The 16,421-nt window shown below is 71.8% G+C and carries 16 protein-coding genes; 6 read left to right on the forward strand and 10 right to left on the reverse strand.

Annotated elements, in window-relative coordinates:
• Nucleotides 1-26: 26 nt before the first annotated feature.
• Nucleotides 27-1,223, reverse strand: coding sequence for a peptidoglycan DD-metalloendopeptidase family protein (locus DEJ21_RS18700; protein WP_111028636.1), 1,197 nt, complete (start codon nt 1,221-1,223; stop codon nt 27-29).
• Nucleotides 1,224-1,382: 159 nt separating this feature from the next.
• On the opposite strand from DEJ21_RS18700, the gene DEJ21_RS17160 reads away from it, so the two are divergent.
• On the forward strand, nt 1,383-3,263 hold the full coding sequence (locus tag DEJ21_RS17160) for a gamma-glutamyltransferase family protein (RefSeq protein ID WP_111225428.1): 1,881 nt from the start codon (nt 1,383-1,385) through the stop codon (nt 3,261-3,263).
• Between the two features lie 162 nt (nt 3,264-3,425).
• Here the strand turns inward: DEJ21_RS17160 and DEJ21_RS17165 are convergent, their stop codons facing one another.
• A complete protein-coding gene (locus tag DEJ21_RS17165) occupies nt 3,426-4,469 on the reverse strand; it encodes an NAD(P)-dependent alcohol dehydrogenase (protein WP_111024593.1) in 1,044 nt (347 codons plus the stop codon).
• Nucleotides 4,470-4,491: 22 nt separating this feature from the next.
• Nucleotides 4,492-5,106 carry a DUF805 domain-containing protein gene (locus DEJ21_RS17170; RefSeq protein WP_111225429.1) on the reverse strand — a complete coding sequence of 205 codons (615 nt, stop codon included), beginning with the start codon at nt 5,104-5,106 and terminating at the stop codon, nt 4,492-4,494.
• 123 nt (nt 5,107-5,229) lie between these two features.
• Here DEJ21_RS17170 and DEJ21_RS17175 point away from each other — a divergent pair, with 123 nt between their 5' ends.
• The 3 genes from DEJ21_RS17175 (at nt 5,230) to DEJ21_RS17185 (ending at nt 7,613) form a co-directional block, all read left to right on the forward strand.
• Complete coding sequence (locus tag DEJ21_RS17175) at nt 5,230-5,670, forward strand: OsmC family peroxiredoxin (protein WP_027467170.1); 441 nt, start codon at nt 5,230-5,232, stop codon at nt 5,668-5,670.
• A gap of 112 nt (nt 5,671-5,782) precedes the next feature.
• Nucleotides 5,783-6,037 carry a hypothetical protein gene (locus tag DEJ21_RS17180; RefSeq protein ID WP_111225430.1) on the forward strand — a complete coding sequence of 85 codons (255 nt, stop codon included), beginning with the start codon at nt 5,783-5,785 and terminating at the stop codon, nt 6,035-6,037.
• A gap of 58 nt (nt 6,038-6,095) precedes the next feature.
• On the forward strand, nt 6,096-7,613 hold the full coding sequence (locus DEJ21_RS17185) for a threonine/serine exporter ThrE family protein (protein WP_111040059.1): 1,518 nt from the start codon (nt 6,096-6,098) through the stop codon (nt 7,611-7,613).
• Nucleotides 7,614-7,716: 103 nt separating this feature from the next.
• Here the strand turns inward: DEJ21_RS17185 and DEJ21_RS17190 are convergent, their stop codons facing one another.
• The gene (locus DEJ21_RS17190; RefSeq protein ID WP_027467172.1) at nt 7,717-7,911 is read right to left on the reverse strand and encodes a DUF2795 domain-containing protein; all 195 of its coding nucleotides are present in this window, start codon (nt 7,909-7,911) and stop codon (nt 7,717-7,719) included.
• A 90-nt stretch (nt 7,912-8,001) separates the two neighbouring features.
• The gene (locus tag DEJ21_RS17195; protein ID WP_027467173.1) at nt 8,002-8,685 is read right to left on the reverse strand and encodes a TetR/AcrR family transcriptional regulator; all 684 of its coding nucleotides are present in this window, start codon (nt 8,683-8,685) and stop codon (nt 8,002-8,004) included.
• A 169-nt stretch (nt 8,686-8,854) separates the two neighbouring features.
• Here DEJ21_RS17195 and DEJ21_RS17200 point away from each other — a divergent pair, with 169 nt between their 5' ends.
• Complete coding sequence (locus tag DEJ21_RS17200; protein WP_111225431.1) at nt 8,855-9,172, forward strand: hypothetical protein; 318 nt, start codon at nt 8,855-8,857, stop codon at nt 9,170-9,172.
• 98 nt (nt 9,173-9,270) lie between these two features.
• Here DEJ21_RS17200 and DEJ21_RS17205 read toward each other — a convergent pair whose 3' ends face one another.
• Nucleotides 9,271-10,197 (reverse strand): SDR family oxidoreductase, encoded by a 927-nt coding sequence (locus DEJ21_RS17205; protein WP_110858602.1) that lies wholly within the window; start codon nt 10,195-10,197, stop codon nt 9,271-9,273.
• A gap of 198 nt (nt 10,198-10,395) precedes the next feature.
• Here DEJ21_RS17205 and DEJ21_RS17210 point away from each other — a divergent pair, with 198 nt between their 5' ends.
• Nucleotides 10,396-11,130 carry a hypothetical protein gene (locus DEJ21_RS17210; protein ID WP_111225432.1) on the forward strand — a complete coding sequence of 245 codons (735 nt, stop codon included), beginning with the start codon at nt 10,396-10,398 and terminating at the stop codon, nt 11,128-11,130.
• A gap of 23 nt (nt 11,131-11,153) precedes the next feature.
• On the opposite strand, the gene DEJ21_RS17215 is transcribed toward DEJ21_RS17210, so the two are convergent.
• The 4 genes from DEJ21_RS17215 to DEJ21_RS17230 form a co-directional block, all read right to left on the reverse strand.
• Nucleotides 11,154-11,936 (reverse strand): endonuclease/exonuclease/phosphatase family protein, encoded by a 783-nt coding sequence (locus tag DEJ21_RS17215; RefSeq protein ID WP_111088398.1) that lies wholly within the window; start codon nt 11,934-11,936, stop codon nt 11,154-11,156.
• 38 nt (nt 11,937-11,974) lie between these two features.
• Nucleotides 11,975-13,477, reverse strand: coding sequence for an LCP family protein (locus tag DEJ21_RS17220; protein WP_111032661.1), 1,503 nt, complete (start codon nt 13,475-13,477; stop codon nt 11,975-11,977).
• A 137-nt stretch (nt 13,478-13,614) separates the two neighbouring features.
• Complete coding sequence (locus tag DEJ21_RS17225) at nt 13,615-14,265, reverse strand: GntR family transcriptional regulator (RefSeq protein WP_051597115.1); 651 nt, start codon at nt 14,263-14,265, stop codon at nt 13,615-13,617.
• A gap of 12 nt (nt 14,266-14,277) precedes the next feature.
• The gene (locus DEJ21_RS17230; RefSeq protein WP_111225433.1) at nt 14,278-16,392 is read right to left on the reverse strand and encodes an efflux RND transporter permease subunit; all 2,115 of its coding nucleotides are present in this window, start codon (nt 16,390-16,392) and stop codon (nt 14,278-14,280) included.
• Between the last annotated feature and the right edge of the window lie 29 nt (nt 16,393-16,421).

Below are 16,421 nucleotides of genomic sequence, written 5' to 3' on the forward strand. Positions count from 1 at the left end.
CGCCCGCCCCGCGCGCGTCCCCCGCCTCAGCGGAAGTGCATGTTCTTCAGCGGGTCGACGAGGGTGCCGTTCCGCCGCGTCTCGACGTGCACGTGCGGCCCCGTCGACTGCCCGGTGTTGCCGGACTTCGCGATCTCGGTGCCGAGCTTCACGATCTGCCCCTGCTTCACCTCGATCTTGCTGAGGTGCGCGACCAGCACCGCCGTCATGCCGTAGGTCACGACGATGTAGTTGCCGTAGGCCGCGTCGTTCGCGATGGTCTTGGTGACCGTCCCGGTCCCGGAGCCGTACACGGCCGTCCCCACCGGCACCGGGGCGTCGGTGCCCTGGTGGTAGCGCGGCACGTGCCCGGCGCCGCGGTCGTCGCCGTACCGGCCGGTGATCTTCGTGCCGTTGACGGGCCAGGCCAGGCCGGTGACCGGTCGGCTCGACCAGACCCGGGTGTCCTTCGCGCCGTAGAGCACGACGTTGCCGTCGACCTGGACGAGCAGGTTGCCCGACCCGGCGGTGCTGGTGCGCGAGCTCCAGAGCGCGACCTTCTTGCGCGAGGCGTCACGGGTCCAGATGACGAAGTTGCCCTTGGCCTGCAGCTCCGCCCAGGCGCCCGGGTGTCCGCCGGTGCGCGACTGCCAGACGACCCGACCGCTGACCTTCTGCACCAGGTTGCCGTCGGTGCGCATGTTGAGGATGCGCGTGTTCGAGGTGTCGGATCGCAGCACGGTGCCGCCCAGGATGGTGTTCCCCGACGGGACGCGGTCCTGGTAGCCGTTCCAGCTCACGACCACGGTCTTGCCGGCGAGCAGCGCCATCGTGCCGTCGGCGCGCACCTTCAGCGCGGTCGAGTTCACGGTGCCGGCGGAGGCCCAGCGGGCCACACGCTTGCCGTTCTTCGTGATGTCGAGGGCGCGGTTCTTGCCGACCACGGCGATCGCGCCGGAGTTGCCGGCGGTGTTCGACGCCCACAGCACACGGTTGCCGATGCCGTACTCGACCAGGTTGCCGTCGCCCTGCATGATGAGCTTGAACTGGCCGTTCGGCGACGTGACCTGGTCGCCGGGCAGGATCTTGGTGCCGGCCGGGGCCGAGCCGACCCAGACCGCAGAGGCCGCTGCCGGTTCGGCTGTCGCCACGAGCGCCCCCGCCGCCAGGGCCAGTGCCGTCACGGCGCCGGCGATGCGTGGGAGTCGGCGCGCACGTGCGACGGTCGACGGAGTGGTGGTCATGGATCCCCTGCCCTGGAACCGACCGTGCGAGCGCGCGGTCGTTCGGCGCTCGCCCTGCACGAGTCGCCGAACGATGTTCGCTTTTCTGCGCGGGGTGCACAACCCCTTGGACGGGGGGTGTACAGCACGGGAGTGTTCGCCGCGGGACAGGATGGGACCATGTCGACGCCGAACCCCGCCTTCGTCCCGCCCGCAGCGCAGACCACCCGTCCGGACCTGCGGGGCACGTTCGGGATGGCGGCCTCGACGCACTGGATCGCGACGGCGACCGCCCAGTCGGTGCTCGAGCGCGGCGGCAACGCCTTCGACGCGGCTGTCGCCGGGGCCTTCGTCCTGCAGGTCGTGGAGCCCCACCTGAACGGCCCCGGGGGCGACCTGACGGCGGTCTTCGCGACGGCAGCCAACCCCGTGCCGACGGTGCTGGTCGGTCAGGGCCCCGCCCCCGAGGGCGCGACCCCGGAGCACTACCGCGCCGAGGGCCTCGACCTGGTCCCCGGCTCCGGCGCGCTGGCCGCGACCGTCCCCGGCGCGGTCGACGCCTGGCTGCTCCTGCTCCGCGACCACGGCACGTGGGAGCTGGCCGACGTCCTCGCCCCCGCGATCGGGTACGCCCGCGACGGACACCCGGTCGCACCTGCGGTGGTCCGGACGATCACCGCCGTGCGCGGCCTGTTCGAGCAGCACTGGCCCACCTCCGCCACACAGTGGATGCCGGGAGGCACGGTGCCGGTCCCCGGAGACCTGGTGCGCAACGAGGCACTCGCTGCAGTGCTCGACCGGCTGGTCGAGGCCGGTGCCGGTGCCGGCAGCCGGACCGGCCGCATCGATGCGGCCCGGTCCGAGTGGGCGGAGGGACACGTCGCCGAGGCGATCGACCGGTTCGTCCGCGAACCGCACCGGCACGCGTCGGGCACCGACCACGCCGGGGTCATCCGGGCGTCCGACCTGGCGGCGTTCCGGGCGTCGTACGAGCCCGCGACGACCGCCGAGTTCCGCGGCTGCACGATCGCCAAGACCGGACCGTGGGGCCAGGGTCCGGCGCTGCTCCAGACACTGCGGCTGCTCGAACCGCTCGACGACGCCCTGCTCGACCCGTCGACCGAGCTCGGCGCGCACACGATCGTCGAGGCGCAGAAGCTCGCCCTCGCCGACCGCGAGGCGTTCTACGGCGACGGCGAGGTCCCGATGGACGTCCTGCTCTCCGACGCCTACGCCGACGAGCGCCGCGCACTGATCGGCGAGCGGGCCTCGGCGGAGCTCCGACCCGGCACGATCGCCGGGGCCGAGCACGCGCTGCCGCCGATCCGCACCTCGTACGACTCCGCCGGGTCGGTCGGGGTGGGCGAACCGACCGTGCAGGTCGCCCGCGAGGCAGAAGCCGACACCGAGGTCCCGCCCGCCGCTCCGCTCGAGGACCGCGGCGAACCGTTCGTCACCCCCGACGGCGAGACCCGCGGCGACACGTGCCACATCGACGTCGTGGACCGCTGGGGCAACATCGTCAGCGCGACCCCGTCCGGTGGCTGGCTGCAGTCGTCACCGACGATCCCCGAGCTCGGGTTCTGCCTCGGCACCCGCCTGCAGATGACCTGGCTCGAACCGGGCACGGCCTCGACCCTGCGGCCCGGCGAGCGCCCCCGCACCACGCTGACCCCGACCCTGGTGCTCCGCGACGGGCAGCCCGTCGCCGCGCTCGGTTCCCCCGGCGGTGACCAGCAGGACCAGTGGCAGCTGCTGTTCCTGCTGCGCTGGATCGTCGGCGGCTACTCCCCGCAGCAGGCCATCGACGCACCGGCGCTGCACACCACGTCCTTCCCGGGGTCGTTCTGGCCGCGCACGTGGGAGCCCGCCGGACTGGTCGTCGAGGACCGCCTGGGTGAGGAGGTCATCGAGGCGCTCGAGGCCCGCGGACACGTCATGACCCGCGGCGGTGACTGGAGCCTGGGCCGACTGTCGTGCGTCACCCGTGACCCGGACACCGGGATCCTCGGCGCTGCCGCGAACCCCCGCGGCGCGCAGGGCTACGCCGCGGGGCGCTGACCGGCGCCCGTTCCTTCCCAGAACACCCGCACTGGAAAGTGGAATCGGGCGTACCTGGTCAGAACTTCCGACCAGGTACGCCCGATCCCGCCAGGTACGCCCGATTCCACCAGGTACGCCCGATTCGACCAGGTACGCCCGATTCCGCCAGGTACGCCCGGTTCAGAGCGTCGGGACGACCACCGCGCGACCCGAGAGTTCCCCGGCCTCGAGCTTCCGGTACGCCTCGAGCGCGTCGGACAGCGCGTAGCGCTCGACGTCGGGGACGATCTGCCCGGCGCGGTACATCGCGACGACCTCGTGCAGGTCCTCGATGGTGCCCCAGTAGGTGTTCGTGATCGTCGACTCGTACGGCGTCGCGAAGAAGTTCCACTCGGTGGTGCCGCCGGCGATCCCGACGACGGTGAACCGCCCGCCGACCGCCATCGAGGCCTGCGCGACCTTGATCGTGGGGGTGGCACCGACGAAGTCGAAGGCAGCGTCGACGCCGCGCCCGCCGGTGATCTCGCGGATGCGCTCCGCCTGGTCCGGGCCGCCGGGGACGGTGATCGCGCCCCGGGCTGCAGCGCGGTCCATCGCGTCCTGCTTCATGTCGGTCGCGATGACCGTGGCACCGGTGAGCGCCGTGAGGATCTGCACGGCGATCTGCCCGAGGCCACCGAGCCCGACGACGAGCGCGAAGCGACCGCCACCAGCCAGGTTCGGCAGGGAGTTCTTGATCGCGTGGTACGGCGTGAGCGCGGCGTCGCTGAGCGGTGCGGCGGCGACCGGGTCGGCGTCGCCGAGCGGCACGAGGTTCCGCGCCGGGACGCTCACGTACTCCGCCATGCCGCCGTCGCGCCCGAGGCCGATCCCCATGTAGGGGTTCGTCGCGGCGTTCTCGCAGTAGGTGTCCTGCCCCTTCGAGCAGTACGAGCAGTGCCCGCAGCCGACCGGCCCGTAGACCAGGTAGGCGTCGCCCTCGGCGAAGCCGGTGACCCCGTCCCCGACGGCCTCGACCCAGCCGGAGTTCTCGTGGCCGAGCACGAACGCGGGCGCCTGGGCTCCCGGCTGCCCCTGCTGGAACTCGCGGTAGACGGCGACGTCCGAGTGGCAGGCACCGGCGCCGGCGACCTTGAGCAGGACCTCACCGGGCCCCGGTGCGGGCTTCGGGACCTCGGTCAGGGACGGGAAGGTCTGGTACTGCTCGAACACGACGGCGCGCATGGGGTTCTCCTTTGATCGCCCTTCACGCTACACCTGTCGTCGAGGACGACATGTGTCGCCCAGTTGCCTCGGGACCACGCCCTCCCGCGAACAGTCCGCGGTCGAACCGTGCCCCACCGGGACGCGACGACCGCGCCACCATGACACCCAGCACGACCGCACCGAGCGGTCCGGTGAACACGAGGAGCAGGATCCACAGCCCGGTGTGGTCCCGGTCGTGCAGTCGCCGCACGAGCAGCGACCACCGGGGCACGATGGTCAGGATCGTCGGGACGAGCAGCACCAGGTCCCACGCGTCCGGCCGGAGCTCGCGGTCGCCGGTCCCCCAACCGAACCACCCGTCCTGCCCGCGGTCGATCAGGTCGAACGAGACCCGCGGTGACGGGACGACCCCGAACGGGTCGACGTACATCTCCCATCGCCCTCCGGTCCCGTGCACGCCGACGACCCAGAGCGCGACCCCGACCAGCGCGAGCTCGAGCGCGATCACCCACCAGAACTCCGAGCGACTCGCCCGCCCGTGGAACCGCCACCCCTGCGTCCAGAACCGGAGCCAGGCGACCACCGGGTTCGTCACGTCGGCCGGCCCCTGCTCGAGTACGGACTCGCGGAAGCCTGTCATGTCACTGTCCCCCATGTGCCAGATCGTAGGGCAGACCTGCGTCTTCGCCGTGAGCCCGTTGCGAGAACGGTCGTTCTCCGATTGACTCAGGGGCGGTGGTCCCGTTCGGGGCCGCTCCCCCACACGAAAGGAGCGGGCATGCCCACTCGCACCGCACGCACCGCCTGGAACGGCGGCCTCGAGGACGGTTCCGGCCAGGTCGAACTCTCGAGCTCGAAGGTCGGCACGTACGACGTCTCGTTCCCGAAGCGCACCGCCGAGGACGCCGGGGGCACCACGAGCCCCGAGGAGCTCATCGCCGCCGCCCACTCGGCCTGCTACGCCATGCAGTTCTCCGCGGTCCTCGGCGAGGCCGGCGGCACGGTCGAGGCCCTCGACGTCAAGGCCGACGTCTCGCTCGGCCCGGACCCGGCCGGCGGCTTCCGCCTCACCGGCATCGTCCTGACCGTCAGCGGCGAGGTCTCCGGCATCGACGAGGCGGCCTTCCTCAAGGCCGCCGAGGACGCCAAGGCGACCTGCCCCGTCAGCAAGGCGCTGACCGGCGTCGAGATCACGCTGCACGCGACCTTCGAGCAGTAGCGAACGCAGCGCAGTAGGCGCGGGACGCAGGAGCGTCACCACCTGACGGACGGGAGGCCCGTGGCGACCCCGCCACGGGCCTCCCGTCCGTCGTCCACCTACGCTGGGTGCCGTGCCCCGCTTCCTCGCCACCCCGACCCTCGTCGCCCTCTGGCTCGGCCTGCTGGCCGTCGTCGTCGGGATCGTGTTCGTGCTGACGACTCCGCCGTCGTCCTTCGGGTGGTTCGCGTACGCCCCGCTGTCCGACTACGCGTTCGTCGCCAATGGCCGACCGTGGCAGCTGACCGTCGGACCGGTCCTCGTGCTGGTGGGCGCGGTCGTCGCGGCCTTCGCCCTCGGTCGTCTGAGCACGCGCCGCCGGGGCTGATCCGAAGGCGTCCAGCGGACGTCCGGACTCGGCCGCCGTCGACTGGCACCATGGCGTGATGGCCGAGCAGCACCCCCCGGGCCCGCACAAGCCGGGCCGCCCGCCCCGGCCACGACGCCGCAGTCTCGCGCAGCACGACCTGCGCGACGCACGAGCCCGCCTGCGCGGGACGATCTACGAGCACGTCGAGCCCGACGCCAAGGGGCGCGACCAGTACACGGCGACCCAGATCGTCGACTTCTGCCTCGACCTGGCCGAGGTGATGCTCGCCTCCGGTGCCGACACCCGCAGTGTCGAGACGGCCGTCGTCGCGGTCTCGACGAAGTGGAACCTCGCGCCGCTCGACCTCGACTTCTCCGGCAGCTCGGTGACGATCCAGTACGCTCCGGCCGACGTCCCGCCGCTCGTCAAGGTCCGCACCGTGCGGTCGGACGGCTCCGACCTCGACAAGCTCGCGCGGGCGAACCAGATCGTCGACGACCTGATCCACGACGACCGCGACATGACCTCGGCGGTGAGCGCCCTGGTCGCCGTCCTGCGACTCCCGCCGCGGTGGCCGATGTGGCTGTCCGACGTCGGCCTGTCGATCCTCGGCATCTCGATCGCCGTGCAGGCCGGAGGCGGGTGGCGCGCGGGACTCGGGGCGTTCGTGCTGATGCTCGGGATCATCGTCTCCGGGCGCTGGCTGACCGACCGCGGGTACCCGCAGTTCTTCGTGTCCGGGGCGCAGGGCGCGGTGGCGTCGGCGATCGGCACGCTGGCCATCTGGGCCGGGGTGCTGAACGCGAACGGTGCGGCGACGATGGTGGCGGCGCTCGTGGTGCTCCTGCTGCCGCACCCGTCCCTGGTGACCTGGGCGCAGGACGCCATCTCGGGGTTCCGGGCGATGGCCGTGGCCCGGGCGTTCTACATCGGGCTGGTCATCGCGGCGATCGTGGTCGGGGTACCGGCCGGGATCGCGATGACGCACTGGCTGCGGATCGAGGTCGACCCGTCCGGCATCGTGACGCAGACCCTGCCGCTCTGGGCGTCGCTGTCGCTGACCGTGGTGTCGGCGGGCGCGAACTGCTTCGTGCAGCAGGCGAGCGCACGGGTGATCCCGGTCGCCGTGGTGTTCTCGGTCGCCGCCGGTGCCGCGCTGTGGGCGCTGCGGCAGGCCGGGCTGCCGCTCCTCGGGGCGACGTTCCTGGCGGCGGTGCTGCTCGGGGTGCTCTCGACCTACGCGGCCGTCCGGATGCGCACGGCCGTGGCGGCGATCGCGGTGCCGGCGTTCTGCGGGGCGCTGCTCCCCGGTGTCGCGGTGTCGAACGCCCTGCTGAACTTCATGTCCGGGTCGTCGAGCGCGGCGCTCGACTTCGTGGCGGCGGTGTCGGTGGCGCTGGGGATCGGCGCGGGACTCGTGCTCGGCGGCCTGTTCGCGACACCCGGTGCCCGTCGAGCGCTCCGCCGGACGCGTCGGGTCGTCGTGCACTCGGTCCACAACGACACCACGGCGCTGCGTGTCATCCGTGACACCGGGTACGACCCCGGCGACGGGTCGGTGCCCCGCGGGTCGCGCTCGAACGGCGCTTCGTGAGCGGCGCGGCCGGCACCGCTCCGTCAGGCGCTTCGTGAGCAGAAGAGGTCGGGTGCGATGTACGCACCCGACCTCTTCTGCTCACCGAGTGGGTCCGCCGCGCTCAGCCGGCGTCGGAGACCGCGCTCGACACCGCGGTCGGAGCGTCGTACTCGCCGTCCGGGATCGCGCGGAGCGCCTCGAGGACGTCGTCCGGCGCCCCCTCCTGCTCCGCGGTGGAGACCACGTCGTCCTTCGACGCCGGGTAGTCGATGCCGCTCAGGTACTTCTGGACCTGGATGGGGTTCGGTGCTGCCATGTCGGTTCCTTCCGTCAGGTTGCGACTCCCTGGAGTACCCGCGGGAGCCTGCACGACGACGGAGGAACGCGCTCCGCGGACGAACCCCGGTCAGATCTCCCAGCTGCCCGAGTCGTCGTCGTCCCACATCGCCAGACGGCGGGCGGCCTGCGGCTCGTACCGCTCCATCCAGCCGCGCTCGAGCCGGGCGACCGCGCGGTCGAACGCCGCCACCAGGTCGAGCTCGGCGCGCAGCAGGGCCTGCAGCTGCAGTCCCTCGTACAGGGCGATGAGCTGCTCGGCACCGCGGCGGGGGTCCATCGTGTGCGGGGCACGGCCGATCGCGACGTCGTGCTCCAGGCCGCGCTTGATCTGCGCGAAGAAGAGCTGGTACCGCGACCGCAGGTAGGTCGCCATCGGGTGCGCCGGGTTGCCCGCGACGGACAGCAGGGCGACGAGCAGGCGCATCAGGGCCGGGTCCTCGGCGTTCGAGGCGACGATGGCGCGGAGCAGGTCCACGGTCGAGCCGTCACCGACCTCGTGCGTGACCTCGTCCATCCGGGCACCGTTCCAGCGGTCCAGTGCGGCGAGGACCAGGCCGTCCCACGACGGGAAGTGCTGCTCCAGCTCGGCGACGCTGATGCCCATCCGCTCGGCGACCTGCACGGGCCGGGCCTCGTGGAAGGGGACGTCCCGGAGCAGGTCGACGGTGGCACCCACGATCGTGATCCGCAGGTGCAGCGTTGCCGCCGCGGCCGCAGCGGCCTGCGTGTCGGCGCTGGTGTGTTCGAGCATCGTGCCCTCCGTCGTCCCCGGACGTCCTGTCCGTGTCACCCCGGGTCCGGGGCACGTCCATCCAAACGCAGAACGGGGGACACCAGCATCCCCGGTACGGGTGTCGGCACAAGGGGGGACAGACCCCGACGTCGAGCCGGTTCGCGGCCGTCCGTGCGACCATGCGGGCATGACCCCGAACGACCCCACAGCCCAGGGACTCGCGACCATGGCCTCGACCGGCTTCGAGTTCGGCGGCGACCCCGAGCAGGTGGCGCACGACGTCCGGGCCATGTGGGAGCAGCTCGGACGGCCCGCCGGTGCGTTCGAGGCGGCGGCTCGAGCCATCGCCGCGCTGCCCCAGCGCCCCGAGGTGCCGATCGCCGACCAGGCCCGCCGTCGCGCGTTCGAGCGGGCGATCGGCCTCAACCCCGTCGAGGTCGAGCTGGTCGCCGCGATGTCGGCGCGCGAGCTCCTCGAGCGGATGGCGCGCTCCGTCAGCTGCTGACGCGACCAGGCGCCGGAGGCCGGACCACACGGACGACGGGAGGCGCGGTACCCACCGGCACCGCGCCTCCCGTCAGAGCCCCGTCGTGAACCGGCGCCCTACGGCGTCGGCATCCCACCGTCGACGTGCAGCGTCTCGCCGACGACGTACGACGACTCACCGCTGGCCAGGAACACGTAGGCCGGCGCGAGCTCGGCCGGCTGGCCCCAGCGGCCCAGGTAGGTCTGCTCGCCCGCGCTCGGCAGCGCCTCCGGCGGCTGACCGCCGGCCGGCTGCAGCGGCGTCCAGATCGGGCCCGGAGCGACCGCGTTGACGCGGATCCCCTTCGGCGCGAGCTGCGCGGCCAGGCCCTTCGCCATGTTGTTCACGGTCGCCTTCGTGGCCGCGTAGTGCACCAGGTGCGGCGACGGGGCGTACGCCTGGATCGACGTCGTGTTGATGATCGTGGAGCCGGGCTGCAGGTGCGGCACGGCGGCCTTCGTGATCCGGAACGTCGCGTAGGCGTTCGTCTTGAAGGTCTCGTCGAACTCCTCGTCGGAGATCTTCGTGATGTCGTCGACGTTCTGCTGCTTGCCGGCGTTGTTCACCAGGATGTCGAGGCCACCGAGCTGCTCGACCGCGTCGGCGACGAGCTGCTCGCAGACCTCGAGCGAGGTGATGTCGCCCGGCAAGGCGACGGCCTTGCGTCCGGCGGCCTCGATGAGCCCGACGATGCGGTCGGCGTCCTCCTGCTCCTCGGGCAGGTACGAGATCGCGACGTCCGCACCCTCACGGGCGTAGGCGATGGCCACGGCGGCACCGATGCCGGAGTCGCCACCGGTGACGAGCGCCTTGCGGCCGGTCAGACGACCCGAGCCGCGGTAGGTGTCCTCACCGTGGTCGGCGGGGACGTTCTGCGCCATCTCCGCGTCGGTGCCGGCACCCTCGAGGTACTGCTCGTCGGGCTTCTTGTCGGCGTACATCTTCGTGGGGTCCTGCATCACGTACTGGTCAGGCCCGGTCTGGTCGTTCTGCTGGTCCGTCATGCCGCCGACGGTACGCAGGGGGTCGCTGCGGGCCGTCCAGGAGGCTGTCCCCCGTTGCGCGGAGCGGCCTGCGTCCGCCGGCCGCACCACTCCAGGGCCGCAGGTGCGTGATCCTCGTTTGTCACGGTCCGGTGACGGGCAGGCTCCGATTCGGTAACACCTGTCGTTCTGTTCCGATCGAGGCCCTACCGTCGAACGGTGACTCCTCGGACCCTGCTGGCGCTCGGCGCCGCCGTGCTGGCCTTCTCGGCCGGTGCGCTCGCGTTCGACGGCACCGCCGGGCTCGGGGCAGACGTGGCAGTGGCCGCCGAGACCTCGCACGACGCCGCTCCGGTGCACGTGACGAAGGCGGAACTCCGACGTGTGGACTCGATCGAGCTCGACGCCGAGGCCCTGGTGCTCCGGGACGGCGACGACACCGTGGTCGAGTCCTCGATGCGCGACTCCGGTCTGACCGTGAGCGTCCTGAACCGTCTGCTCGGCACACCGTCCCGCACGCAGACGGCCGAGGGTGACGGCGGGGCGTGCTTCCCCGCGGGCACCACCTACACCTGGGGCGGCGCCATCCGCGTCGCAGCGCTGACGACCGACGCGGCGGCCGGCAACGCCGTCGAGATCCGGGTGCTGCGCGACTCGGTCCGCAGCGTGCTCGGCCGGCAGATCGAGCTGACCGGCCCCGGCGGTGTCCGGGTGGGCGACGACATCGAGGACGAGATCGCCGACGCTCCCGGTTCGGAGCGGGTGTCCTACGGCTCGGACGACTCGCGCGCCTGGCAGCTCCTGCTCCGCGAGGGGTGGGCCGACCGGCACGACGACGAGTCGAGCGAGCACTCCGACGACGCCGGCACCAACGGGGTCTCCGCCCTGACGAACGAGACGACCGTCACGGTGCTCGGTTCGCCGATGCCCGTCCACGCGCAGCGGAGCTGCTGACAGCTCCTGGCCTGTCCGGGGCGTCAGACCCGCAGTGTCGCGATCACCGGGAAGTGGTCGCTGGCGAACCAGGTCTCGGGGCCGTCGTGGTCGATCACGACGCGGTCCACGGCGCTGACGTCGCGGGTGAGCACCCAGTCGATCCGCTCGCCCGAGTCGACCGGCGGCTGCCAGTCGTTGAACGTGGCGGTGCGGTCGGCGGGGTCTCCCGCGGCGAGCCACGCGTCGGCGAACCCGGCCTCGGCGAACACCCGCGAGGCCGTCCCGCTGCCCGCGGGTTCGTTGCAGTCCCCCGCGAACACGACCGGGCCGGTGGTGCCCGCCAGTCGTTCGGCGATGAGCGCGGCACTCCGGCCCCGGACCTCGTCACCGTGCGCACCGGGCTCGTGGTCCAGGTGCGTGGTGAGCAACGTGAACGCGGGTCCCTCGGCGTCGAGGAACCGGGCGTGGTTCGCGATCCGCGGGTACAGGCTGCCCCAGGTGTTCGAGACGGGTTCGTCCGGGGTGTCCGACAGCCAGAACGACCCCTCGTCGGACGGCCGGAACCGGTCGCGGCGGTAGAAGACGGACGCGTGTTCGCCGGCGTCACCGCCCTCGCGCCCCTGTCCGACGTCGGCGTGGTCCGGCAGGCCGGCACGCAGGTCGTCCATCTGGTGCGCGAAGGCCTCCTGCACGCACAGCAGGTCGGGGTCGTGCCGGCGGATCAGGTCGAGCACGACCGGCAGGCGGGCCGGCCAGTCGTGCGCGGGGTCCGGGTTCTTGATGTTGTAGGTCATCAGGACGATCGGGCGTGCGGCGCTGGTCACACCGTGAACCTACCGACCGGTTGCCCGGCGGGTTCCCATCAGTTGATGCAGGTGCCCTCGGTGCCGTAGTTGTGCACGTCGGTCGACTTGGGCGTCGGCTCCTTCGCGGGCTTCTTCGTCGGCTTCGTGCCGGTGCTCGAACCGCCGGTCGACGGCGTCGAGGCGCCGGCGCTCGGCTCGGTCGCGACCGGCTTCGCGGTCTTGCCGTCGGTGCCGAGCACGAGCGTGACACCGGTGACCGCACTGGTGCGGACGGCGACGGCACCGGGCACCACGGATGCGATGGCCTTCGCCTGCGACTCCTGACCGGCGGGGTACTGCACCTGGGTGGTCTTCGTCGTCGCGGACGAGCCGGCCGGGGCGACCTGGAAGCCGCGGGCGGTCAGGACCTGCCCCGCAGCCGTCGCGGCGCCCTCGACCCCGCTGCCGTTCAGCACCGTGACCGAGGTGTTCGCCGGCTGTGCGCGGCCGGCCTTCGTGTACGCCTCGGGTTCGCCGACCAGGCCCTGCACGAACGCGGGCAGGCCGACGGTGTCGACCTCGACGATCGACAGGGCGGAGCCGTTCACGTAGATGGTCGGCGTGCCGAGCGTCGGGATCGTGGCGGACTGGATGTTGCCGGGCCGCAGGTTGCGCATCTGTGACGCCAGGTCGATGAGGTCGGTGTCGGTCTGGATCGATCCGCCGACGGCCTTGAGGATGTTCCCCATCTTCACCGGGTTGAGCAGCGTCCCCGCCGACGTGACCTTCCGGGCCTCCTGCGACAGGAAGTACTGCTGGCGGACGTTGCGGTCCAGGTCACCGTTCGGCAGGCCGTGGCGCTGTCGCACGAAGGACAGCGCCTCCTTCGCGTTGAGCGAGGACTTGCCCGCCGGCAGGTCGACGCCGGAGTACGGGTCGCTGGTGGCCTGGTTGAGGCAGACGTCGACCGGGCCGAGTTCCTTGACGACCTGGTAGAAGCCGAGCAGTGAGACGCGGACGTAGTGGTCGATCTGCAGGCCGCTCAGGTTCTCGATCGTCTTGATGAGCATCTTCGCACCGCCGGTGTCGCCACCGCCGTTGAGCGTGCCGTAGTAGAAGGCGCTGTTGAGCTTGCCCTTGCCGACGTCCGGGATGTCGACGTACGAGTCACGGGGGAACGAGATCATCGTCGCCTGGCTGCCGTCGGCGTTGATGTGCAGGACGATCATCGTGTCGGTGTTCGTCGCACCGCCGTCCGACGTCGTGCTCAGTTCCGCCATCTGCTCGGGGGTGGCGTTCTCCGGCCGGTGGTCGTCCCCGACGAGCAGGATGTTCTGCGCCTTGCCGTCGACGTCGTCCTTCGTGTCCTTCTTGCCGGTGATCGCGTTGACGATCGTGACGCCGTCGGACAGCTGGTTGTACGCGTACCCCGCGTACCCGACGCCCAGCAGGAGGGCCATCGTGAGCACCCCCGCGACGGCCGGGAACACGACGCCCGCCCGACGCTTCTGGCGCCCGTGGCGCGGCGTCGCGGCACCGCGGTGTGCGGGCTCGGTCGTCTGCTCGGGTTCGTTGCTCACCGGGAAACCATAACCGCCGCGCGGGGAACGGACATGGGATGCGCCTGGAAGGTCACCCCGTACTCGCCGTCACCCCGTGACGGACTGGAGGCCCGTGGCGGCGTCCCCACGGGCCTCCAGTCCGTCTCCTGGTCGCGCTAGTCGCGCGACGGGAGCAGGTGGATCGCCTCCATGGCGAGTTCGGCAGCGATGGGGTCCTTCGCGACGACGGCGTCCTTGAGCTTCGTCAGCTCGGGCAGGATCACGTCGGCCGGCAGGAGCTCGGCGAGCTCCGGTACGCGGAGCTTGAAGGAGAGCCCGTCCGTGGTCGAGTTGCAGAGCTGCACGAGCGACGGGTTGCCGCACGCGTCCGCCCACATCGAGTAGATGCCGGCTCCGTCGCGCGCGACCTGGTCCTGCTCGTCGGCGCTCACCCGCGCGTGCACGTCGTCGAGCATCTTCACGATCTTCTTGCGCTGCGCGTCCGTGAACCGGGGTACCGCGAGCCGCACGACGCCGCCGTAGATCACGCCGAGGGTGCGGTACGCGTCGAGGAGTTCCTCCTTCGTCGGCGCCGCGACGCGGGTGTAGCGGTTCGGCGCCATCTCGATGAGGCCGGCCCGGGCGAGCTCGGCGAGGGCCTCGCGGATCGGGGTGCGGGAGACCCCGAGCCAGGCGATCAGGTCGTCGTCGTTGAGCCGTTCCCCGGGCTCGAGCGTGCCGTCCATGATGGCGTCGCGGATCTTGTCCTGCACCGTGTCACGGAGGAGCTTGCGCTCGGCAGCGGGCTGCGTCGAGGGAACTGGCATGGACCCAGCGTGTCACATGTCAGGGTTCGTGCGCGAGAGGCGCGACGGCCACCAGGCGCGGTGCCCGAGGTCGTAGGCCAGCGCCGGGACGAGCAGCGAACGGACCACGATCGTGTCGAGCAGCACGCCGAACGCGACGACGAACGCGATCTGCACGAGGAACAGGATCGGGATCACGCCGAGGGCGGCGAACGTGGCGGCGAGCACGACGCCCGCCGAGGTGATCACCCCGCCGGTCACGCCGAGTCCGCGCAGGACGCCCTCGCGTGGACCGTGCCGCAGCGCCTCCTCGCGCACTCGTGTCATGAGGAAGATGTTGTAGTCGACGCCGAGTGCCACCAGGAACACGAACGAGTACAGCGGCACGCTCGGGTCCGCGCCCGGGAAGTGGAACACGTGGTCGAAGACGAGCGCTCCGACACCGAGGGCCGCCGCGAAGGACACGATCACGCTGCCGATCAGCACGAGCGGCGCGACGATGCTGCGGAGCAGGAGCATCAGGATCAGCAGGATCACGACGAGCACCACGGGGATGATCAGGGTGCGGTCACGGATGCCGGTGTCGTTCGTGTCGACCGCCGTCGCGGTGACGCCACCGACGATCGCTCCCGGGTCGACCCGTTCGACGGCGGTGCGGAGGTCGCGGACGGTCTGCTCGGCGGCGTCCGAGTCGGCGGCGTCGGACAGCGTCGCCTCGAGCAGGACGTCACCGCGGGAGACGGTCGGCGTGCCGCTGCCGGCGGCGTCCCCGGTCACGGGGACGGTCCCGGCGGGGCTGTCCTTCGCCGCGGCGACGACACCGTCGACCCCGTCCACCGCGGTGATCGCGTCGACGAGCTGGTCAAGGTCGCGCTCCGCGCCGATGACCTGCGCGGGGCTGCCCGAGCCGCCCGGGAAGTGGTCGGCCAGCACGTCCTGACCGTCACGGGCCTGCGACGACCCGATGATCAGGTCGCTCTGCGGCACCCCGTCCGCCTTGAGTCCGAACAGGCCGGCACCCATCGCGAGCAGGCCGACCGTGCAGACGATCCACACCACCCGGGACCGACGGGCGACGAGCCGGCCGACGCGCGCCCAGATGCCGCGGGCGTCCGGACCGGTGAGCACGGGGTGGGCGCTGCCGAATACGGGACGCAGCGGCCAGAACGCCGCGCGGCGGAACGCGAGCAGCAGCGCGGGCAGGAGCGTCAGGGCGGCGAGCAGGCTGAACGCGATGCCGATGGCCGCGACGGGGCCGAGCGCCTTGTTCGAGTTGAGGTCGGAGAGCAGCAGGCAGAGCACCCCGACGATCACCGTGCCTCCCGAGGCCAGGATCGGCTCGAGGCTCCCCCGCAGGGCGGCCTTCGTCGCGTCCCAGCCGGTGCGGTGGTCGCGCAGCGCCTCGCGGAAGCGCGAGGTGTAGAGGAGCGCGTAGTCCGTCGCCGCGCCGATCACCAGGATCGACAGGATGCCCTGCACCTGCCCGTTGACCGTCACGATGTCGGCCTTGGCGAGCCACCAGACCACGAGGATCGAGGCGCACAGGGCGAACGTGGCGGTCCCGAGCACGAGGACGGGCAGCAGGGGTGATCGGTAGACTATGATCAGGATCACGAACACCGCGGCGAGCGCCACCCCGAGCAGCAGCCCGTCGATGCCGGCGAAGGCCTCGGTCAGGTCCGCGGTGAACCCGGCCGGGCCGGTGACGTAGCCGCTCACCCCGGACGGCAGTGCGTCGTCGACGTCGGCCCGGATGGCCTCGACCGCGTCCCCGGTCTCGGCGTCCTGCGTGAGCGTGGCGACGATCTCGACCGCGTCGCCGTCCTCGCTCGGGATCACCGGGCTGACGGCATCGACGTCGGCGCGGTCGGACAGCGTCGTGGCGAGTGTCTTCGCGTCGGCGAGGTCGGTCGACGTCATGCCGCCGTCGCGCTCGAGGACGATGATCGCGGGCGCCCCCGACTCGTCGCGGAACTCGGAGGACCGCTCCTGCACCTTCGTGGCGTCGGACGAGGCGGGCAGGAACGAGGTCTGGTCGTTGGTGGAGACCTCGGAGATCTTGCCGAAGAAGGGACCGCCGACCGAGGCGATGCCGAGCCAGACCACGATGACGAGCGCAGGGAGGACGATGCGGAGGAAGCGGGACACGTCGGTGAGCGTACACCGATCGTCAGCAT

Origin of the sequence: Curtobacterium sp. MCSS17_006 (assembly GCF_003234215.1) — a bacterium.
GTDB lineage: Bacteria > Actinomycetota > Actinomycetes > Actinomycetales > Microbacteriaceae > Curtobacterium > Curtobacterium flaccumfaciens.

What these genes read in the sequence shown, in the direction of transcription:
- DEJ21_RS18700 (WP_111028636.1), bottom strand. Translation starts at nt 1,223, where the DNA reads ATGACCACCACTCCGTCGACCGTCGCACGTGCGCGCCGACTCCCACGC.
- DEJ21_RS17160 (WP_111225428.1), top strand. Translation starts at nt 1,383, where the DNA reads ATGTCGACGCCGAACCCCGCCTTCGTCCCGCCCGCAGCGCAGACCACC.
- DEJ21_RS17165 (WP_111024593.1), bottom strand. Translation starts at nt 4,469, where the DNA reads ATGCGCGCCGTCGTGTTCGAGCAGTACCAGACCTTCCCGTCCCTGACC.
- DEJ21_RS17170 (WP_111225429.1), bottom strand. Translation starts at nt 5,106, where the DNA reads ATGGGGGACAGTGACATGACAGGCTTCCGCGAGTCCGTACTCGAGCAG.
- DEJ21_RS17175 (WP_027467170.1), top strand. Translation starts at nt 5,230, where the DNA reads ATGCCCACTCGCACCGCACGCACCGCCTGGAACGGCGGCCTCGAGGAC.
- DEJ21_RS17185 (WP_111040059.1), top strand. Translation starts at nt 6,096, where the DNA reads ATGGCCGAGCAGCACCCCCCGGGCCCGCACAAGCCGGGCCGCCCGCCC.
- DEJ21_RS17190 (WP_027467172.1), bottom strand. Translation starts at nt 7,911, where the DNA reads ATGGCAGCACCGAACCCCATCCAGGTCCAGAAGTACCTGAGCGGCATC.
- DEJ21_RS17195 (WP_027467173.1), bottom strand. Translation starts at nt 8,685, where the DNA reads ATGCTCGAACACACCAGCGCCGACACGCAGGCCGCTGCGGCCGCGGCG.
- DEJ21_RS17200 (WP_111225431.1), top strand. Translation starts at nt 8,855, where the DNA reads ATGACCCCGAACGACCCCACAGCCCAGGGACTCGCGACCATGGCCTCG.
- DEJ21_RS17205 (WP_110858602.1), bottom strand. Translation starts at nt 10,197, where the DNA reads ATGACGGACCAGCAGAACGACCAGACCGGGCCTGACCAGTACGTGATG.
- DEJ21_RS17225 (WP_051597115.1), bottom strand. Translation starts at nt 14,265, where the DNA reads ATGCCAGTTCCCTCGACGCAGCCCGCTGCCGAGCGCAAGCTCCTCCGT.